This is a genomic window from Tsukamurella strandjordii (genome assembly GCF_039525985.1).
Lineage (GTDB): Bacteria > Actinomycetota > Actinomycetes > Mycobacteriales > Mycobacteriaceae > Tsukamurella > Tsukamurella strandjordii.
Genome location: NZ_BAAAII010000005.1, coordinates 369,595 through 385,108, shown reverse-complemented (window position 1 = coordinate 385,108; position 15,514 = coordinate 369,595). Strand labels below are relative to the sequence as shown.

Annotated in this window: 17 protein-coding genes; 8 read left to right on the top strand and 9 right to left on the bottom strand. The window is 70.3% G+C overall.

The genetic code is table 11. From position 1 onward, the window contains the following. Window positions 1-65: 65 nt before the first annotated feature. From ABD108_RS10920 to ABD108_RS10910, 3 genes are read right to left on the bottom strand one after another with little or no spacing between them, the layout of a single operon-like run. A complete protein-coding gene (locus tag ABD108_RS10920) occupies window positions 66-1,037 on the bottom strand; it encodes a patatin-like phospholipase family protein (RefSeq protein WP_343930284.1) in 972 nt (323 codons plus the stop codon). Window positions 1,038-1,088: 51 nt separating this feature from the next. Beyond that, window positions 1,089-1,802 carry a hypothetical protein gene (locus tag ABD108_RS10915; protein WP_343930283.1) on the bottom strand — a complete coding sequence of 238 codons (714 nt, stop codon included), beginning with the start codon at window positions 1,800-1,802 and terminating at the stop codon, window positions 1,089-1,091. Window positions 1,803-1,852: 50 nt separating this feature from the next. After that, window positions 1,853-2,557, bottom strand: coding sequence for an NUDIX hydrolase (locus ABD108_RS10910; RefSeq protein WP_220658965.1), 705 nt, complete (start codon window positions 2,555-2,557; stop codon window positions 1,853-1,855). Between the two features lie 74 nt (window positions 2,558-2,631). Between ABD108_RS10910 and nadA the strand changes: the two genes are divergently transcribed. From nadA to nadC, 3 genes are read left to right on the top strand one after another with little or no spacing between them, the layout of a single operon-like run. After that, window positions 2,632-3,681 carry a quinolinate synthase NadA gene (gene nadA, locus ABD108_RS10905; RefSeq protein ID WP_220658964.1) on the top strand — a complete coding sequence of 350 codons (1,050 nt, stop codon included), beginning with the start codon at window positions 2,632-2,634 and terminating at the stop codon, window positions 3,679-3,681. Continuing rightward, window positions 3,678-5,111, top strand: coding sequence for an L-aspartate oxidase (nadB, locus tag ABD108_RS10900; RefSeq protein ID WP_343930282.1), 1,434 nt, complete (start codon window positions 3,678-3,680; stop codon window positions 5,109-5,111). The genes nadA and nadB overlap by 4 nt, the downstream gene beginning before the upstream one ends. After that, window positions 5,108-5,971 (top strand): carboxylating nicotinate-nucleotide diphosphorylase, encoded by an 864-nt coding sequence (nadC, locus tag ABD108_RS10895; RefSeq protein WP_220658962.1) that lies wholly within the window; start codon window positions 5,108-5,110, stop codon window positions 5,969-5,971. Before nadB ends, nadC begins: the two co-directional genes overlap by 4 nt. Window positions 5,972-6,014: 43 nt before the next feature. Here the strand turns inward: nadC and ABD108_RS10890 are convergent, their stop codons facing one another. After that, complete coding sequence (locus ABD108_RS10890; protein ID WP_220658961.1) at window positions 6,015-6,713, bottom strand: DUF1345 domain-containing protein; 699 nt, start codon at window positions 6,711-6,713, stop codon at window positions 6,015-6,017. A gap of 97 nt (window positions 6,714-6,810) precedes the next feature. Here ABD108_RS10890 and ABD108_RS10885 point away from each other — a divergent pair, with 97 nt between their 5' ends. Further along, window positions 6,811-7,857 carry an NAD(P)-dependent alcohol dehydrogenase gene (locus ABD108_RS10885; protein WP_220658960.1) on the top strand — a complete coding sequence of 349 codons (1,047 nt, stop codon included), beginning with the start codon at window positions 6,811-6,813 and terminating at the stop codon, window positions 7,855-7,857. 1 nt (window position 7,858) lies between these two features. Here ABD108_RS10885 and ABD108_RS10880 read toward each other — a convergent pair whose 3' ends face one another. The 4 genes from ABD108_RS10880 to ABD108_RS10865 are packed head-to-tail and all read right to left on the bottom strand — an operon-like array spanning window position 7,859 to window position 10,126. Then, entirely contained in the window at window positions 7,859-8,551 is a 693-nt protein-coding gene (locus ABD108_RS10880; RefSeq protein ID WP_343930281.1) for a VOC family protein, read from the bottom strand. Between the two features lie 13 nt (window positions 8,552-8,564). Then, window positions 8,565-8,969 carry a VOC family protein gene (locus tag ABD108_RS10875; RefSeq protein ID WP_220658958.1) on the bottom strand — a complete coding sequence of 135 codons (405 nt, stop codon included), beginning with the start codon at window positions 8,967-8,969 and terminating at the stop codon, window positions 8,565-8,567. Between the two features lie 10 nt (window positions 8,970-8,979). Next, on the bottom strand, window positions 8,980-9,411 hold the full coding sequence (locus ABD108_RS10870; protein ID WP_220658957.1) for a helix-turn-helix transcriptional regulator: 432 nt from the start codon (window positions 9,409-9,411) through the stop codon (window positions 8,980-8,982). Window position 9,412: 1 nt separating this feature from the next. Continuing rightward, window positions 9,413-10,126 (bottom strand): lysophospholipid acyltransferase family protein, encoded by a 714-nt coding sequence (locus ABD108_RS10865; protein WP_343930280.1) that lies wholly within the window; start codon window positions 10,124-10,126, stop codon window positions 9,413-9,415. Window positions 10,127-10,177: 51 nt separating this feature from the next. Between ABD108_RS10865 and ABD108_RS10860 the strand changes: the two genes are divergently transcribed. The 4 genes from ABD108_RS10860 to hisB are packed head-to-tail and all read left to right on the top strand — an operon-like array spanning window position 10,178 to window position 13,943. Further along, window positions 10,178-10,843 (top strand): cysteine hydrolase family protein, encoded by a 666-nt coding sequence (locus ABD108_RS10860; RefSeq protein ID WP_305110691.1) that lies wholly within the window; start codon window positions 10,178-10,180, stop codon window positions 10,841-10,843. A 9-nt stretch (window positions 10,844-10,852) separates the two neighbouring features. After that, window positions 10,853-12,199 carry a histidinol dehydrogenase gene (hisD, locus tag ABD108_RS10855; protein WP_220658954.1) on the top strand — a complete coding sequence of 449 codons (1,347 nt, stop codon included), beginning with the start codon at window positions 10,853-10,855 and terminating at the stop codon, window positions 12,197-12,199. Further along, window positions 12,196-13,320, top strand: coding sequence for a histidinol-phosphate transaminase (locus ABD108_RS10850; protein ID WP_343930279.1), 1,125 nt, complete (start codon window positions 12,196-12,198; stop codon window positions 13,318-13,320). The genes hisD and ABD108_RS10850 overlap by 4 nt, the downstream gene beginning before the upstream one ends. Window positions 13,321-13,328: 8 nt before the next feature. Further along, window positions 13,329-13,943, top strand: coding sequence for an imidazoleglycerol-phosphate dehydratase HisB (hisB, locus tag ABD108_RS10845; RefSeq protein WP_220658952.1), 615 nt, complete (start codon window positions 13,329-13,331; stop codon window positions 13,941-13,943). 25 nt (window positions 13,944-13,968) lie between these two features. On the opposite strand, the gene allB is transcribed toward hisB, so the two are convergent. Continuing rightward, entirely contained in the window at window positions 13,969-15,318 is a 1,350-nt protein-coding gene (gene allB / locus ABD108_RS10840) for an allantoinase AllB (protein ID WP_343930278.1), read from the bottom strand. Window positions 15,319-15,514: the final 196 nt, after the last annotated feature.

Sequence of the window (15,514 nt, the reverse complement as noted above, 5' to 3'; positions counted from 1 at the left end):
CCTGGTGGGCCCTACGAGAACTGTAACGGACTGCGGTCCGAATGTGTTCCCGACGGAGTCGTGGATCAGACCTCGTCGTGGTTCTGGTTGGTCAGGAAGGTGCGGGCGGCGGTGCGGCCGGCCTCGAGCAGCCGCGCGCGGCCCTCCGCGTCGAGGAAGAAGTCGAGCGAGGCGACGCCGCCGGTGTCGACGTAGACGGTGCGCCGCGAGACGCACTCGTCGGCGAGCCGGTAGCGGTTGGACTCCTGATCGATCGCGGTGCGCACGCAGCCGATCGCCAGGCTCAGGGCATTTGTCAGCGGCGCATCGGCACCGTCGTCCGAGGGGCGCGCGGAGAGTTTGATGCCCCAGGTCGGCCACCGGTCCGTCCGGCCGTCGGAGCGGTCGAACATCTGCACCGGGAAGTTCGACAGCAATCCGCCGTCGACCCAGGTGACCGCGCCACGATCGGTCTCCACCCGGATGGGCCGGAAGTAGAACGGGACGGACATCGACGCGCGGACCGCATGCGCGACGGACTGATCATCGGCCGCGAGCCCGTACTGGTCGTAGTCCCACGGCAGCCGTACCAGGACCCGCCGGCTGACATCGGAGACGTTCGCAACGAAGGCGTACCGCTGGTAGTCGGCGAGGCCGGTGCCCGGATCGTCGTCGATCCGGAGATCGCCGAACGTGCGCACTCCGGCGTCCGCGAGCAGCGGCGTGATCCATTCGAGCAGGTAGTCGCCGGTGTGCATGCCCTCATGCAGGAGGAGTGCGGCGCCGTCCCCGACCGGGCCGAGCGCCCGCTGCAGTGCCGGCTCCGCGGCGAACCGCGGGTAGTCGACGTCCTCCATGGCGTCGACCAGTTCGGTGAGCGGTCGTCCCGCCTTCTGGTACGCGGCCACGAGGGCGCCGATCACCGCGCCGCAGCTGGTGCCGCCGATGCGCGGGAAGCGGTAGCCCGCTGCGGCCAGCTCGGTGACCGCACCGAGGAGGGCGATCCCCTTGATGCCGCCACCTTCGAGGACGAGATCGACGTTGCGGGGCGCGGTCATGACTTCACCGTAGCGCTGGACCGACGGTCGGGCAGGGCGGGCGTCGCAGAGTCAGACGGGTTCGCGGCGCAGCACGTCGGCGGAGTTGATGATCAGCACCTCGCGGTCCGACTCGGTGAGCGCGGTGAGGAAGCCCGACTCCACTTTGAGCACGTGGGCCTCCACGATCCCGGTCTTGGTGTGGATCCGTTCGGCGGGGCTCCAGGGGGTGCGCTCGACCGCGGCGAGCAGGAGCACCGCGATGGCCGCGATGCTGCCCACCTCGCGGACCGCGAAATCGGCCGTGCGGGCGCTGCGGCCGTCGCCGAACCAGTGCCGCAGCGCGAGGATCACCACCGCGATCACGGCGGAGCCGATCGGCACCCAGTAGTACCCGTAGGTGATCGCGAGGGCGATGCAGGAGGACGCGAGTACCGCGACCAGCAGCGCCGACCACACGCTGGTGGGGGACTTCGCCTGCATGCGCCACACCAGGCGCAGCGCCGACAGGGGCAGCAGCACCATCACCAGCGCGCTGGTGAACTCCGGATCGCTCATCAGCGTGCCGAGCACGATCGTGAGCGCGCTGTTGACATCGGTCACGGCCATGATGCGGGAGGCCACGCGCCAGTCCCATTCGGAGACCACCAGCAGTCGCAGGACGACGAAGAGCACCGCGACGCTGGCGCCGGTGCCGAGCGTGCGCACGATCCGAGCGTCGGTGGCGTCCGAGATCTGCTTGGCCGCAGCGCTGGAATCGGCGTTGTCGGGCTGGTCCTGGGTCACGGTGGAATGGTATCGGCGTACCCAACCCGGGGTGGGCCGATGCCGAAGGATCACCCCGGCGGACGGAGGGTGGCGAATTCGTCGGTGATCCGCAGATAGGAGTCGGTGAACCGGTAGAGGGCCGGCGGCCTTCCGCGTCCCGAGCGGGCCGTACCGCCGGTCGCGGTGATCACCGAGCGGCGCGACAGGATGCGCAGCAGGTTGGTGGCGTCCACCGGGTATCCCAGTACCGCGACGTAGATATCGCGCAGTTCGGAGACGGGGAACTCCCGGGGCGCGAGCGCGAATCCGATGTTGGAGTACGACAGTCGGGCGGCGACCCGGGCGCGGGCGCGATGCACCATTCCGGCGTGGTCGAAGGCCATCTCCGGTAACGCATCGAGGCTGTGCCAGGCGGTGTCGTCGGGCAGTCGGGGGTCGGTGTCGCTGCGCACCAGGCCCAGGAAGACCGAGGCGATCGTGCGCGCGGCGCCGACAGTGGGCGGCACGCGGTGCGGATCGGAGAACTCGCCGAACTGCTCCAGGTGGGCCACGTCGGTGACGTCGACCTTCTCGGCCAGTTGCCGGCGCGCGGAGGTGGGCAGGTCCTCGGCGAGGCGCAGCGCGCCACCCGGCAGCGCCCAGGCTCCGCTGTGCGGCTCCATGGCGCGCTGCCACAACAACACCTGGACCCGCCCGTCGGCCACCCGGAAGACCACGCTGAGAACCTCGTGTGCGATCGCGGGGTTCTCGGATTCGGTGCTACCATCGGCCATAGTTTTCGATTGTAAGACGAAAATGCCTCGATCGCCTGACCGGGGCCCTTCGATCCAAGAACGGAGGCAGCGCGATGACCTCAGCCGCATCCGCCGCCCGCACCTTCGACTCGCCCCTGCTCGAAGGCCTCACCGACCACGGCGTGTACGCCGGCGTCGAGGCCGGCCCGGAGTGGGTGGCCGAGGTCAAACGGCTCGCGAAGGCGCGCAACGCCACGATCCTGGCGCACAACTACGAGCTCCCCGCGATCCAGGACGTCGCCGATTTCGTCGGCGACTCGCTCGCCCTCTCGCGCATCGCCGCCGACGTGCCCACCGACACCATCGTGTTCTGCGGCGTGCACTTCATGGCGGAGACCGCGAAGATCCTCAGCCCGGAGAAGACCGTCCTGATCCCGGACCAGCGCGCAGGCTGCTCGCTCGCCGATTCCATCACGGCGGTCGAACTCGCGGAGTGGAAGGCGGAACACCCGGGCGCCGTGGTGGTCTCGTACGTGAACACCACCGCCGAGGTGAAGGCGCTCACCGATATCTGCTGCACCAGCTCCAACGCGGTCGAGGTCGTGGAATCGATCCCCGCCGACACCGAGATCCTGTTCCTGCCCGACCAGTTCCTCGGCGCGCACGTCAAACGCGTCACCGGCCGGCAGAACATGCACATCTGGGCGGGCGAGTGCCACGTCCACGCCGGCATCAACGGCGATGAGCTCGCCGCGCAGGCGAAGGCGCACCCCGACGCCGATCTCTACGTGCACCCGGAGTGCGGCTGCGCCACCTCCGCGCTGTACCTCGCGGGCGAGGGCGCGGTCCCCGACGACCGGGTGAAGATCCTGTCCACCGGCGGCATGCTCGACGCCGCGCGCGCCACCGGAGCCAAGGAAGTGCTCGTGGCCACCGAGGTCGGCATGCTGCACCAGCTCCGCCGCGCCGCCCCCGGTGTCGAGTTCCGCGCGGTCAACGATCGCGCCTCCTGCAAGTACATGAAGATGATCACCCCCGCGGCGCTGCTCCGCTGCCTCGTGGAGGGCCGCGACGAGGTCTTCGTCGACCCGGAGATGGCCGCCGCCGGGCGCAGCGCCGTGACCCGGATGATCGCGATCGGGCAACCGGGCGGCGGGGAATGACCGACCTCCTGGTCGTCGGTGCCGGCGTCGCCGGACTCACCGCCGCCATCGCCGCCGCGGACGCGGGGATGACGGTGACGGTGCTGTACAAGCCTGCGCCCGGGGGCGCACCGTCGACCTCCACGGCGTACGCCCAGGGCGGCATCGCCGTGGTCGACCCCACCGATCCCGGAGACTCCGTCGAGAGCCACGTCGACGACACCGTCGCCGCGGGCGGCCCGCTGGTGGACCGCGAGGCGGCGCGGTCGATCCTCGGTGACGGTGCCGCCGCAGTCGACCGCCTCATCGCGTGGGGCGCGCGGTTCGACGCCGACGCGACGGGCCGCCTGCGCCGGACCCGCGAGGGCGGACACAGCGTGTCCCGCATCATCCACGCGGGTGGCGATGCGACGGGAGCGGAGGTGCAGCGAGCCCTCACGGCAGCTGCCCGCACCCGCCCCACCCTGACCGCGAAAGCCGCTCGCGCGCAAGCACTGCTCTCGGACGGCGAGCGCATCGTCGGTGTCCGCACAGACGACGGCGACGAATTCGGCGGGACGGTGCTGTTGGCCACCGGCGGCGCCGGGCACCTCTTCGCGAGCACCACCAACCCGGTGGGCGCCACCGGTGACGGGATCGCGCTCGCGATGGCCGCCGGGGCCGAGGTACGCGAGCTCGACTACGTCCAGTTCCACCCCACGATGCTGTACACCCCGGGTGCCCGGGGTCGCCGGCCGTTGATCTCCGAGGCCGTGCGCGGCGAGGGTGCCGTCCTGGTGGACGCGCACGGCGGGTCCGTGACCGCGGGCGTGCACCCGATGGGTGACCTCGCGCCCCGCGACGTGGTGGCCCGTGCGATCACCGATGCCATGGAACGCACCGGCGCGCCCTGCGTGTACCTGGACGCCCGGTCGATCCCCGAAGTCGCGGCGCGGTTCCCCACTGTCACGGAGTCCGTCCGCGCCGTCGGCCTGGACCCCGCCACCGACCTGATCCCCGTGACCCCGGGCGCGCACTACCTCTGCGGCGGCGTGGTCACCGACCTGACCGGCGCGACCGGTGTACCGGGTCTGTACGCCGCCGGCGAGGTCGCGCGCACCGGCCTGCACGGCGCGAACCGTCTCGCGTCCAACAGCCTGCTCGAGGCACTGGTGATGGGCCTGCGCGTGGCCCGTGCGGCCGCCCGGCCCGCGCCGGCCCTCGGGGCGCCGCGACCCGTCGAACTCGATGCGGCGTGCGCCGACCGGACCGCCCTGCAGGACGCGATGACCCGGTACTGCGGCGTCCGGCGGACCGTCGAGGGGCTGGCCGCACTCGACGCGCAACTGCATGCGCCGTCGTTCGTGTCCTCGTCCCGGAACCGCGACGAGGACCGCGCACTCCTGGCCGTCGCCCGCGCGATGGCCGCCCAGGCCCTGGCCCGACTGGAATCCACGCAGGAGGTGGCATGACCGAGCTGACCCTGGAGCCCGACCGCGCCGAGGTGGTGCGACTGATCCGCACCGCCCTCGACGAGGACCTGCGCTACGGCCCCGACGTGACCAGCGCCGCCACTGTGCCCGACGGCGCCACCACCACGGCCCGCGTGGTGAGCCGCGAACACGGCGTCCTCGCCGGTATCCCGGCCGCGGAATGGGTGCTCGACGAGGTGGTCGGACCGGGCAACTACCGGGTTCCGTCGAAGATCGCCGACGGCACGGTGATCGCGCCCGGCGACGTCGCCCTCACCATCGAAGCGCCCACCGCCGCCCTTCTCACGGCGGAGCGGACGATGCTCAATCTGCTCACCCACTTGTCCGGGATCGCCACGGCCACCGCAGCGTGGGTGGCCGAGGTGGAGGACACCGACACCAAGATCCGCGACAGCCGCAAGACCCTTCCCGGACTCCGCGTACTGCAGAAGTACGCCGTGCGTGCCGGCGGGGGAGTGAACCACCGCATGGGACTCGGCGACGCCGCGCTCATCAAGGACAACCACGTGGCCGCCGCCGGATCGGTGACCGCCGCGGTGGAGGCCGTCCGGCGCCGCGCGCCGGGCGTGCCCTTGGAGGTCGAGGTCGACACGCTCGAACAGCTCGACGAGGCGCTCGGGCTGGGCGTGGACCTGGTGCTCTTGGACAACATGCCGCTGTGGATGACGCAGGCCGCGGTCCAGCGCAGGAAGAAGAACGGCCCGCGCACCCGGCTCGAGTCCTCAGGTGGCCTCACGCTGGACGTGGCCCGCGACTACGCCAGGACGGGGGTCGACTTCCTCGCCGTCGGTGCCCTGACGCACTCGGTGCGGGCACTGGACCTCGGCCTCGACGTCTGAGCGGCCTCGACGTCTGAGCGGCCCCGACGCCTGAGCGATCGGGTCAGTTGCTGTTCGCCAGGCTGACCACCAGGTTGATGGTGGTGGCCAGGATGCCGTTGGCGAAGATGAACGACAGCAGGGTGTGCCGCAAAGTTTCGGCTCGCACGTCGCTCGACGTGATCGCCGTGTCGGACACGCAGTAGGCGGTGCCGAAGGAGAGCGAGATGTACGCGAAGTCGGTGTACCGCGGCGGCTCGGTCTGATTGAAGTCGATGCCACCCGGAGGCGGCGTGTCGTAGTAGGTCTCGGCGTACCGCAGCGTGAACAGCAGGTGCATCATCAGCCAGGACAGCACCGTGGTGCTCAGGGCCAGTCCGCCGAGCGCCAGCCGGCCGTTCGGGGTGGCGGTGTGCGCATCGGACATGACGATGGCCACGGCGATGAGGCTGGCCAGTGCACAGGTGGTGGTGAGGAAGTTCGCCAGTCCGCGCTGCGGATCCTCCTCGGTGGCGTGCGCGGCCGTGGTCTCGGCGTCCATCGGCGAGATGGTGATCCACACCCACACCACGTAGATTCCGGCCGCCGCGGCCCAGCCGGCGGCGGGGGCGTGGCGCCAGGAATCCAGGACGCCCACGGCGACCGCCACGGTGCCGCCCACGATCACCATCACGGTGGCTCGGATCCGGGCGACCGCGGCACGGCGTTGCGCGACGGCGGGCCGGCTGCTCTCTGAACCGGTTGCACTTGCATCGTTCGACATAGAGCGATTTAAGCACTGCAACAGGCCCCGCGCGGTGAGGCACGACGAATCGTCACGATGCGGGCCGGACGGGCGCTCGCTGCGGGCGGGGCGCACAATGGGAACCATGATCGTCAACGCATATGGAGCCGTGTCCGCCACCGAACCGCTGGTCCCGATGACCGTCGAGCGCCGTGACCCCGGACCCCACGACGTGCAGATCGCGATTCGTTACGCCGGCATCTGCCACAGCGACATCCACACCGTCCGCAGCGAATGGGGACCCGCCCGCTACCCCGTGGTCCCCGGCCACGAGATCGTCGGCGAGGTCACCGCGGTCGGTTCCGAGGTCACCAAGTTCGCCGTGGGCGACCGCGCCGGCGTGGGCTGCTTCGTGGACTCCTGTCGCGAATGCGCCGCGTGCAAGGCCGGTGAGGAGCAGTACTGCGAGCGCGGGATGACCGGCACCTATAACGCCAAGGGGCGCGACGGCCAGCCCACGCAGGGCGGCTACTCCCAGTCCATCGTGGTCGACGAGAACTACGTGCTCCGGGTTCCCGAGAGCATCGACTACGCCGCCGCCGCGCCGCTGCTGTGCGCCGGCATCACCCTGTTCAGCCCGCTGCGCCACTGGAACGTGGGCCCCGGCACCAAGGTCGCGATCATCGGCCTCGGCGGGCTCGGCCACATGGGCGTCAAGCTCGCCGCCGCCATGGGCGCCGAGGTCACCGTGCTCAGCCAGTCGCTCAAGAAGATGGAGGACGGGCTGCGGCTCGGTGCCAAGCACTACTACGCGACCTCCGATCCGGACACGTTCACGGTGCTGCGCAATCAGTTCGACGTGATCATCAACACCGTTTCGGCGAACCTGGACATGCACCAGTACTTCGGCCTGCTCGCGCTCGACGGCACGCTGGTCGAGGTCGGCCTGCCCGAGCATCCCGTGCCGGTCAACGTCTTCGACCTCACCCGGCAGCGCCGCAGTTTCACCGGCTCGCAGATCGGCGGCATCCGCCAGACCCAGGAGATGCTGGACTTCTGCGCCGAGCACGGCATCGCCTCCGAGATCGAACTGATCTCGGCCGATCAGATCAACGAGGCCTACGAGCGCGTGATCGCCTCGGACGTGCGGTACCGCTTCGTGATCGACACCGCGACTCTGTGAGTCAGCCCACCGCGATCCGCCAGGGCTGACCGTCGGGATCGGTGAATCCGTCACCGGTCCCGACGCTTCCGCCCGCGGCCGCCACCGCGGCGAGGAGACGGTCCGCGTCGGTCCGGCCGTCGGCGGCGTACACCGGCACCACACCGGACGGGCCGCTTCCCGCCGGATCGACGGCGGCGTCCTTCGCGAGCGCCGCGCGGGTCATCAGGCCCAACCGCGGCGCTCCCTCGGCGTGATGGAAGCCCACGAAGGTGTTGCCGTAATCGTGTTCGGCGCGCATGCCGAGCGCCTCGTAGAACTTCTTGGAGGCCTTCGGGCTCGCGACGCCCAGGTACACCGCCGTCTCCGTGGGACGCACCGGCAGCGTCGCGCCGCCGCGGTCCTTCCTGCTCCCGGCCGTGATCTTCCACAGCGCACCGTCCGGCGCCCGGAAGACGCCCGCGTACTCGCCGAAGAGTCGCTTCTTCGGCTCCTTCAGGACGGTCGCACCCGCCGCCCGGGCACCGTCGATCACCGCCCGCACGTCGCCCGCGTGCGGGACGACGGCGCTGAGCACGGCCCCGCCGAATCCGCTGCGGATCGTGCCGTCCGTGACCGGCGTGACGCCTCCGGTGTCGAACAGGGCCGCGTAGAAGCCGGCCGCGGCGGCCGGATCGCCTGCTCCGAGCTCGACCGCATTCACCTCGAGTGCCATCGGGACCTCCCGTTCAGAGCTGGTTGATCCGCAGCAGATTGCCCGCCGGATCACGGAAGGCGCAGTCGCGCACGCCGTAATCCTGGTCCATCGGCTCCTGCACCACATCCGCTCCGGCGCCCGCGACCCGCTCGAACAGCCCGTCCAGATCGTCGGTGGCCAGGGTGACGGCGCCGTACGAGCCCTTGGCGATGAGATCGAGGATGGTCTGCCGCTCGGCGTCGGTGATGCCGGGATCGACGGCCGGCGGGTGCAGCACGATCGAGACGGCCTGTCCGACCGGGCCGACGGTGATCCACCGCATGTCCTGGTAGCCGACGTCCTTACGGACCTCGAAACCGAGGGTGTCGCGGTAGAAGCCGAGTGCGGCTTCGGGATCGGTGTGCGGGAGGAAGGTGTAATGGATGCTGATGCTCATGCGGGCAACGCTAGGCGGACGGGGGCTGCGGCGCTTCTCGATTCCTGACCGGTCTGGTGATCTGACGCGCCAGACACGCGGGAATGCCCTCCGCCGCCCGGCTGTGATCGCGCTTGTAGACGCTCGGCGGCACCCCGACCAGCTCGGTGAACCGAGTGCTGAAGGTGCCCAGCGACGAGCTGCCCACGGCGAAACAGGCTTCGGTGACCGAGACGTCTCCGCGGCGCAGCAGCATCATCGCCCGCTCGATCCGCCGGGTCATCAGGTACGCGTACGGCGATTCGCCGTAGACGCGCCGGAATTCGCGGCTCAGGTGTCCCGCCGACATGTGGGCACCGCGGGCCAGCTCCTCGACGTTGAGCGGCTGCGCGAATTCGCGGTCGATCCGGTCCCGCACGCGGCGCAGCACCGCGAGATCGCGGGCCCGCTGCGCCTGGCTCACGTCAGTTCCCCGGGCGCCACTTCTTGGAGTACGCGTCGACGTACTCCTGACCGGTGAGCAGCTGGATCTCCTGCATCAACCGGTCGGTGACGGTGCGCTCGAGCCCATGCCGCTCGTCGGGATCGGACGGGATGTCGTACTCGATCGGGTCGATCGGCTTGGCGAACTTCACCTGTACGCGTTCGGCGTGCCAGCTGAACGGCCCGGGCGGGGACACCTTGTCGGTGCCGATCACGCCGACGGGGATGATCGGCACGCCGGTCTCGAAGGCGATCCGGACCAGGCCCGTGCGGCCCCGGTACAGCCGGCCGTCGGGCGAGCGCGTGCCCTCCGGGTACATCCCCACGAGCCGGCCCTCCGCGAGCAGCTTCTTGGCGGTCTCGAGCGCGGCGGTCGCGGCGTCGCCCCCCGTGCGATCGATCGGCACCTGTCCGGTCTGGGTGTAGAAGAACTTCTGCAGCTTGCCGGAGATCCCGGGGGCGGTGAAGTAGTCGCTCTTGGCCAGGTAGGAGATGCGCCGCGGCACCGCCAGCGGCACGAACAACCAGTCGGCGATCGAGAGGTGATTGCCCGCGAGGAGGGCGGGGCCCTCGGTGGGGACGTTCTCCAGTCCCTCCACGGTGGGCCGGTTGACCACCGTGATCAACGGCCCCACGGAGACGTGTTTGATGAGCCAGTACAGGAGTCCCTGATCGCCGTGGTTGGTCTCTGCCATGTCTGGAGAACTTACCGGACCGTCAGTTGTGCGGTGCGAGAAGATCGACCTGTGACCGTCCCCACCGACACCCCCGATTACACCTCGCCGCACTGGGATCGCGCGGCGCTGGTCCTGATCGACGTCCAGAACGATTTCGTCGACGGCGCCTCGCCGATCCCCGGCACCGCCGAGGTGATCCCCGCCCTGGGCCGGCTGCTCGCCGCCTTCCGCGCCGCGGGCCGTCCCGTGGTGCACGTGGTCCGCCTGTACGCCCCGGGCGGTAGCGATGTCGACCCCGTGCGCCGGGCCGCCGTGGAGGGCGGCGCGAGAATCGCGGCGCCCGGATCGGCGGGCGCCGACCCTCCCGGCGATCTGGTCGCGGACCGGTTGGACGCCGATCTGCTCCTGGCCGGGCGCCCGCAGCCGGTCGGTGTCGACGAGGTGGTCCTGTTCAAGCCGCGGTGGTCGGCCTTCCACCGGACCGCGCTCGACGAGCACCTGCGCGGTCGTGGCGTCGATACCGTGGTGGTGGCGGGCTGCAATCTGCCCAACTGTCCCCGGGCGACCCTGTTCGACGCGTCCGAACGCGACTACCGCGCCGTGGTCGTCGCCGATGCCACCTCGCAGGCCACGGAGCAGCGTCTGGCGGATCTCCGCCTGATCGGCGTCGAGGTGCTCACGACCTCCCAGGTGGAGGCCGCCCTGGGCGAAAACCCGGTGGCGCCCAACCCATAGAATGCAGACATGCCGAATCTGCAGCTGAACCGCCTCGACCTGCGTGGGCGCCGCCCTTCGCTGACCGAGTTGCGCGCGGCCCTGCCGCGCGGCGGCGTCGATGTGGACGCCGTGATCCCGCAGGTCCGCCCCATCGTGGACGCGGTCGCCGAGCGCGGAGCCGATGCGGCGCTGGAGTTCGGCGCGAAGTTCGACGGTGTCCGTCCCGCCACCGTGCGGGTGCCCGCCGCCGCCATCGCCGCGGCGCTGGCCGATCTCGATCCCGCGATCCGCGAGGCGCTGGAGACGGCGATCGCGCGGGTCCGCACCGTCCACTCCGATCAGCGTCGGGTGGACACCGTGACGGAGGTGGTCCCCGGTGGCACGGTGACCGAGCGGTGGATCCCGGTGGACCGGGTGGGCCTGTACGTGCCCGGAGGCAACGCGGTGTACCCGTCGTCGGTGGTGATGAACGTCGTCCCGGCGCAGATCGCGGGCGTGGGCTCGCTCGTGGTGCTCTCGCCGGCGCAGAAGGACTTCGGTGGCCTGCCGCACCCCACCATCCTCGCGGCGTGCGCCCTCCTCGGGGTCGACGAGGTGTGGGCGACCGGCGGCGCGCAGGGCGTGGCGCTGGCCGCGCACGGCGGAACCGACACCGACGGTGCCGAGCTCGCGCCGGTGGACCTCATCACCGGTCCGGGGAACATCTACGTCACGGCCGCCAAGCGGCTGTGCCGCGGCCTGGTCGGCATCGATGCCGAGGCCGGACCCACGGAGATCGCGATCCTCGCCGATAACTCGGCCGATCCCGTGCACGTCGCCGCGGATCTGATCAGCCAGGCCGAACACGATGTGATGGCCGCGTCGGTGCTGGTCACCGACTCCGCGGAGCTGGCCGACCGCGTCGACGAGGCGCTGTCCGCGCAGCTGGAGGTGACGCGCCACCGCGAGCGGGTCGACACCGCGCTGCGGGGACCGCAGTCGGGCACCGTGCTGGTCGACGACATCGACGAGGGCCTCGCCGTGGTGAACGCCTACGCCGCCGAGCACCTGGAGATCCAGACCGCGGACGCCCGCGAGGTGGCGGCCCGGGTGCGCGCTGCCGGCGCCATCTTCGTGGGTCCGCACTCGCCGGTGAGCCTCGGCGACTACGCGGCCGGCAGCAACCATGTGCTGCCCACGGCCGGGTGCGCCCGGCACAGCTCGGGACTGTCGGTGCAGACCTTCCTGCGCGGCGTGCACGTGGTGGAGTACGACGAGGCCGCGCTCAAGGACATCGCGGGAACCGTGATCACGCTGGCCAATTCGGAGGACCTGCCCGCCCACGGTGAGGCCGTGCGGCTGCGGTTCGAGTCCCTCAAGGGCGGCGCGTCGTGACCGGCGACGCGGGGGTGCCCGGCGGGCAGGTGACGCTCGACGAGCTCCCGATCCGGGACACGCTGCGCGGCAAGGAACCCTATGGGGCCCCGCAGCTGCCGGTGGCCGCGGCGATGAACACCAACGAGAACCCGCACGCGCCGAGCCCGGCGCTGGTGGCCGATATCGCGGAGGCGGTGGCCGCGGTGGCTGCCACCATGAACAGGTACCCGGATCGTGACCTGGCGACCCTGCGGAATCGGTTGGCGGAGTATGTGACCGAGCGGACCGGCACCGTCGTCGGGCCGCAGAACGTGTGGGCCGCCAACGGCTCCAACGAGATCCTGCAGCAGATCCTGCAGGTCTTCGGCGGGCCCGGGCGCACCGCGATGGGCTTCGTGCCCAGCTACTCGATGCACCCGATCATTTCGGACGGCACCGATACGCACTGGGTCCCGGGCAAGCGGACCGCCGATTTCGGTCTGGACGTGGACTACGCCGTGAGCGCCATCGACGAGTTGCGTCCTGACGTGCTGTTCCTGACCAACCCGAACAACCCCACTGGACACCTGATCGCCGAGGCCGATCTGATCCGGCTGATCGAGGCGGCGCCGGGCATCGTGATCGTGGACGAGGCCTACGGCGAGTTCAGCGCCGGCCCCTCCGCCGTGCGGCTGCTGGACCGGTTCGGGGCCAAGCTCATCGTGAGCCGCACCATGAGCAAGGCCTTCGCCTTCGCCGGCGGCCGGGTGGGTTACCTCATCGCGGCGCCCGCGGTCGTCGATGCGATCCAATTGGTGCGGTTGCCCTATCACCTGTCGGTGCTCACGCAGGCGGCGGCGATCGCCGCGATCGATCACCGTGCGGAGACGCTGGCCTCGGTGGCGCACCTGTCCGCCGAGCGTGACCGGATCGCGGCGCGGCTCACCGAACTGGGTTACGACGTGATCGAATCGCACGCCAACTTCATCTTGTTCGGTGGCTTCGCGGACGAGGCCGCCGCGTGGCACATCTACCTGGACGGGGGAGTGCTGGTGCGCGACATGCACATTCCGGGGCACCTGCGCGTGTCGGTGGGCCTGGACCACGAGAACGATGCTTTTCTGGAGATCAGCGCGAAGCTCGCGCCGGGGAAGAAGTGAGCGAACAGATGACCGACCGCATCGCACGTGTCGAGCGCACCACCAGGGAGTCCTCGATCGTCGTCGAGCTGAACCTCGACGGCTCCGGCAGCACCGACATCGACACCGGCGTGGCCTTCTACGACCACATGCTGACGGCCTTCGGGCAGCACGGCAGCTTCGATCTCACGGTGCACGCCAAGGGCGATGTGGAGATCGACGCGCACCACACCGTGGAGGACACCGCCATCGTGCTGGGGCAGGCCCTGGGTCAGGCGCTCGGCGACAAGCGCGGGATCCGACGTTTCGGCGACAGCTTCATCCCCATGGACGAGACCCTCGCGCACGCCTCGGTGGACGTCTCCGGACGGCCCTACGCCGTGCACACCGGGGAACCGGATTACCTCGTGCACTCCGTGATCGGTGGCTACCCGGGTGTCCCGTACTCCACGGTGATCAACCGGCACGTCTTCGAATCGCTCGCCATGAACGCCCGGATCGCACTGCACGTGCGCGTGCTCTACGGCCGGGACCCGCACCACATCACGGAGGCGGAGTTCAAGGCCGTGGCCCGGGCGCTGCGGGCGGCCGTGGAGCCGGACCCCCGGGTCAGCGGGGTCCCTTCGACCAAGGGCTCGCTCTAACCCTCGGCCGAAGGTCGCCCGTGGCTCAGGCCTCGCCGCGGCGCAGCAGGGTGCCGTGCGGGGTCTCGAAGTCGACCCGCTGCCCGCGCAGCCAGGTGCCGGTGACGACACCCGCGAGGGCCCGGCCGTCGTAGGGCGAGATGGCGTTCTTGTGGTGCAGTCGGTGCACGTCCACCACCTGCGCGGCCTCGGGTTCGAAGATCGCGAAATCGGCGTCGAAGCCCAGCGCGATGCGTCCCTTGCGGGTCATCCCTGCCAGCTTCGCCGGATTCGCCGACATCCACTCGAGGACCTGCTCGAGGGAGATCCCGCGCTTCTTGGCCTCGGTCCAGATGAGCTGCAGGCCCAGTTGCAACGAGGCGACGCCGCCCCAGGCCACGCCGAAGTCGCCGTTCTCCACGTCCTTGAGATCGATGGTCGAGGGGGAGTGGTCGGAGACGATGCAGTCGATGGTTCCGTCGAGCAGGCCCTGCCAGAGCAGTTCCCGGTTAGATGCCTCGCGGATAGGCGGGCAGCACTTGAACGCCGTGGCGCCGTTGGGGATCTCCTCGGCCAGCAGCGTGAGGTAGTGGGGGCAGGTCTCGACCGTGAGCTTCACGCCGTCGCGCCGCGCCGAGGCGATCATCGGCAGCGCGTCCGACGACGAGAGGTGCAGGATGTGTGCCCGCGCTCCGGTCCAGCGGGCACGCTCGATGACCTCGGCGATCGCCACGTTCTCCGCGCCGCGCGGGCGGGAGGCGAGGAAGCGGGAGTACTCGGCGCCCTCGGCCGAGGGCGCGTGATCGATGGCGCGCGAGTCCTCGGCGTGCACGATCATCAGGGAGTCGAACGTGGCCAGTTCGGCCATGTCCTCCTCCATCTCGTCTGCCGTGAGGTGCGGGAACTCGTCGACACCGGAGTGCAGCAGGAAGCATTTGAAGCCGAACACGCCGTCGTCGTGCAGGCCGCGCAGCTGGTCCTTGTTGCCGGGCACGGCACCGCCCCAGAAGCCCACGTCGATGTACGCCTTGGGGCCGGCCACCTCACGCTTGTGCCGCAGCGCCTCGCGGTCGACGGTGGGCGGGATGGAGTTGAGCGGCATGTCCACCAGGGTGGTGACGCCGCCGGCGGCGGCCGCCTTCGTCGCCGACTCGAACCCTTCCCAATCGGTGCGGCCGGGCTCGTTGACGTGCACATGCGTATCGACGAGCCCGGGGATCATCACCTGATCGTAGGTGAGCTCGATGGTCTCGCGGCCGACGAGGCCGTTGCCCAGCGGCTCCATGGCGACCACCCGGCCCTCGCGGATGCCGATCTCGCGGGCGACCACGCCCGCGGTCGTGATGATCCGGCGGCCGCGCACCACCAGGTCGAATTCGGGGGTGTCCGTGCTCATGCAGGCGCTCCTTCAACTGTTCTGTCCTGCGGAATCCTGCGCTCATCCAGCGAGAAGACTAGGTGTGACCTGCAACACTCGTCAAGCCTCGGGTTTCCGTCGTGTGACGATCATATTCCGTCATGCGACATGGGGCTTGACACGGGCCGACTGAATGGGCCTTACTTGTCCGCACAGGTGGAATAGCGATTCCGTA

Excerpts from the sequence above, each read along its gene's own strand:
- allB (WP_343930278.1), bottom strand. The coding sequence starts at position 15,318 with ATGAGCACGGACACCCCCGAATTCGACCTGGTGGTGCGCGGCCGCCGG.
- ABD108_RS10920 (WP_343930284.1), bottom strand. The coding sequence starts at position 1,037 with ATGACCGCGCCCCGCAACGTCGATCTCGTCCTCGAAGGTGGCGGCATC.
- hisB (WP_220658952.1), top strand. The coding sequence starts at position 13,329 with ATGACCGACCGCATCGCACGTGTCGAGCGCACCACCAGGGAGTCCTCG.
- ABD108_RS10885 (WP_220658960.1), top strand. The coding sequence starts at position 6,811 with ATGGGAACCATGATCGTCAACGCATATGGAGCCGTGTCCGCCACCGAA.
- nadC (WP_220658962.1), top strand. The coding sequence starts at position 5,108 with ATGACCGAGCTGACCCTGGAGCCCGACCGCGCCGAGGTGGTGCGACTG.
- ABD108_RS10890 (WP_220658961.1), bottom strand. The coding sequence starts at position 6,713 with ATGTCGAACGATGCAAGTGCAACCGGTTCAGAGAGCAGCCGGCCCGCC.
- ABD108_RS10875 (WP_220658958.1), bottom strand. The coding sequence starts at position 8,969 with ATGAGCATCAGCATCCATTACACCTTCCTCCCGCACACCGATCCCGAA.
- nadB (WP_343930282.1), top strand. The coding sequence starts at position 3,678 with ATGACCGACCTCCTGGTCGTCGGTGCCGGCGTCGCCGGACTCACCGCC.
- nadA (WP_220658964.1), top strand. The coding sequence starts at position 2,632 with ATGACCTCAGCCGCATCCGCCGCCCGCACCTTCGACTCGCCCCTGCTC.
- ABD108_RS10910 (WP_220658965.1), bottom strand. The coding sequence starts at position 2,557 with ATGGCCGATGGTAGCACCGAATCCGAGAACCCCGCGATCGCACACGAG.
- ABD108_RS10880 (WP_343930281.1), bottom strand. The coding sequence starts at position 8,551 with ATGGCACTCGAGGTGAATGCGGTCGAGCTCGGAGCAGGCGATCCGGCC.
- ABD108_RS10865 (WP_343930280.1), bottom strand. The coding sequence starts at position 10,126 with ATGGCAGAGACCAACCACGGCGATCAGGGACTCCTGTACTGGCTCATC.
- hisD (WP_220658954.1), top strand. The coding sequence starts at position 10,853 with ATGCCGAATCTGCAGCTGAACCGCCTCGACCTGCGTGGGCGCCGCCCT.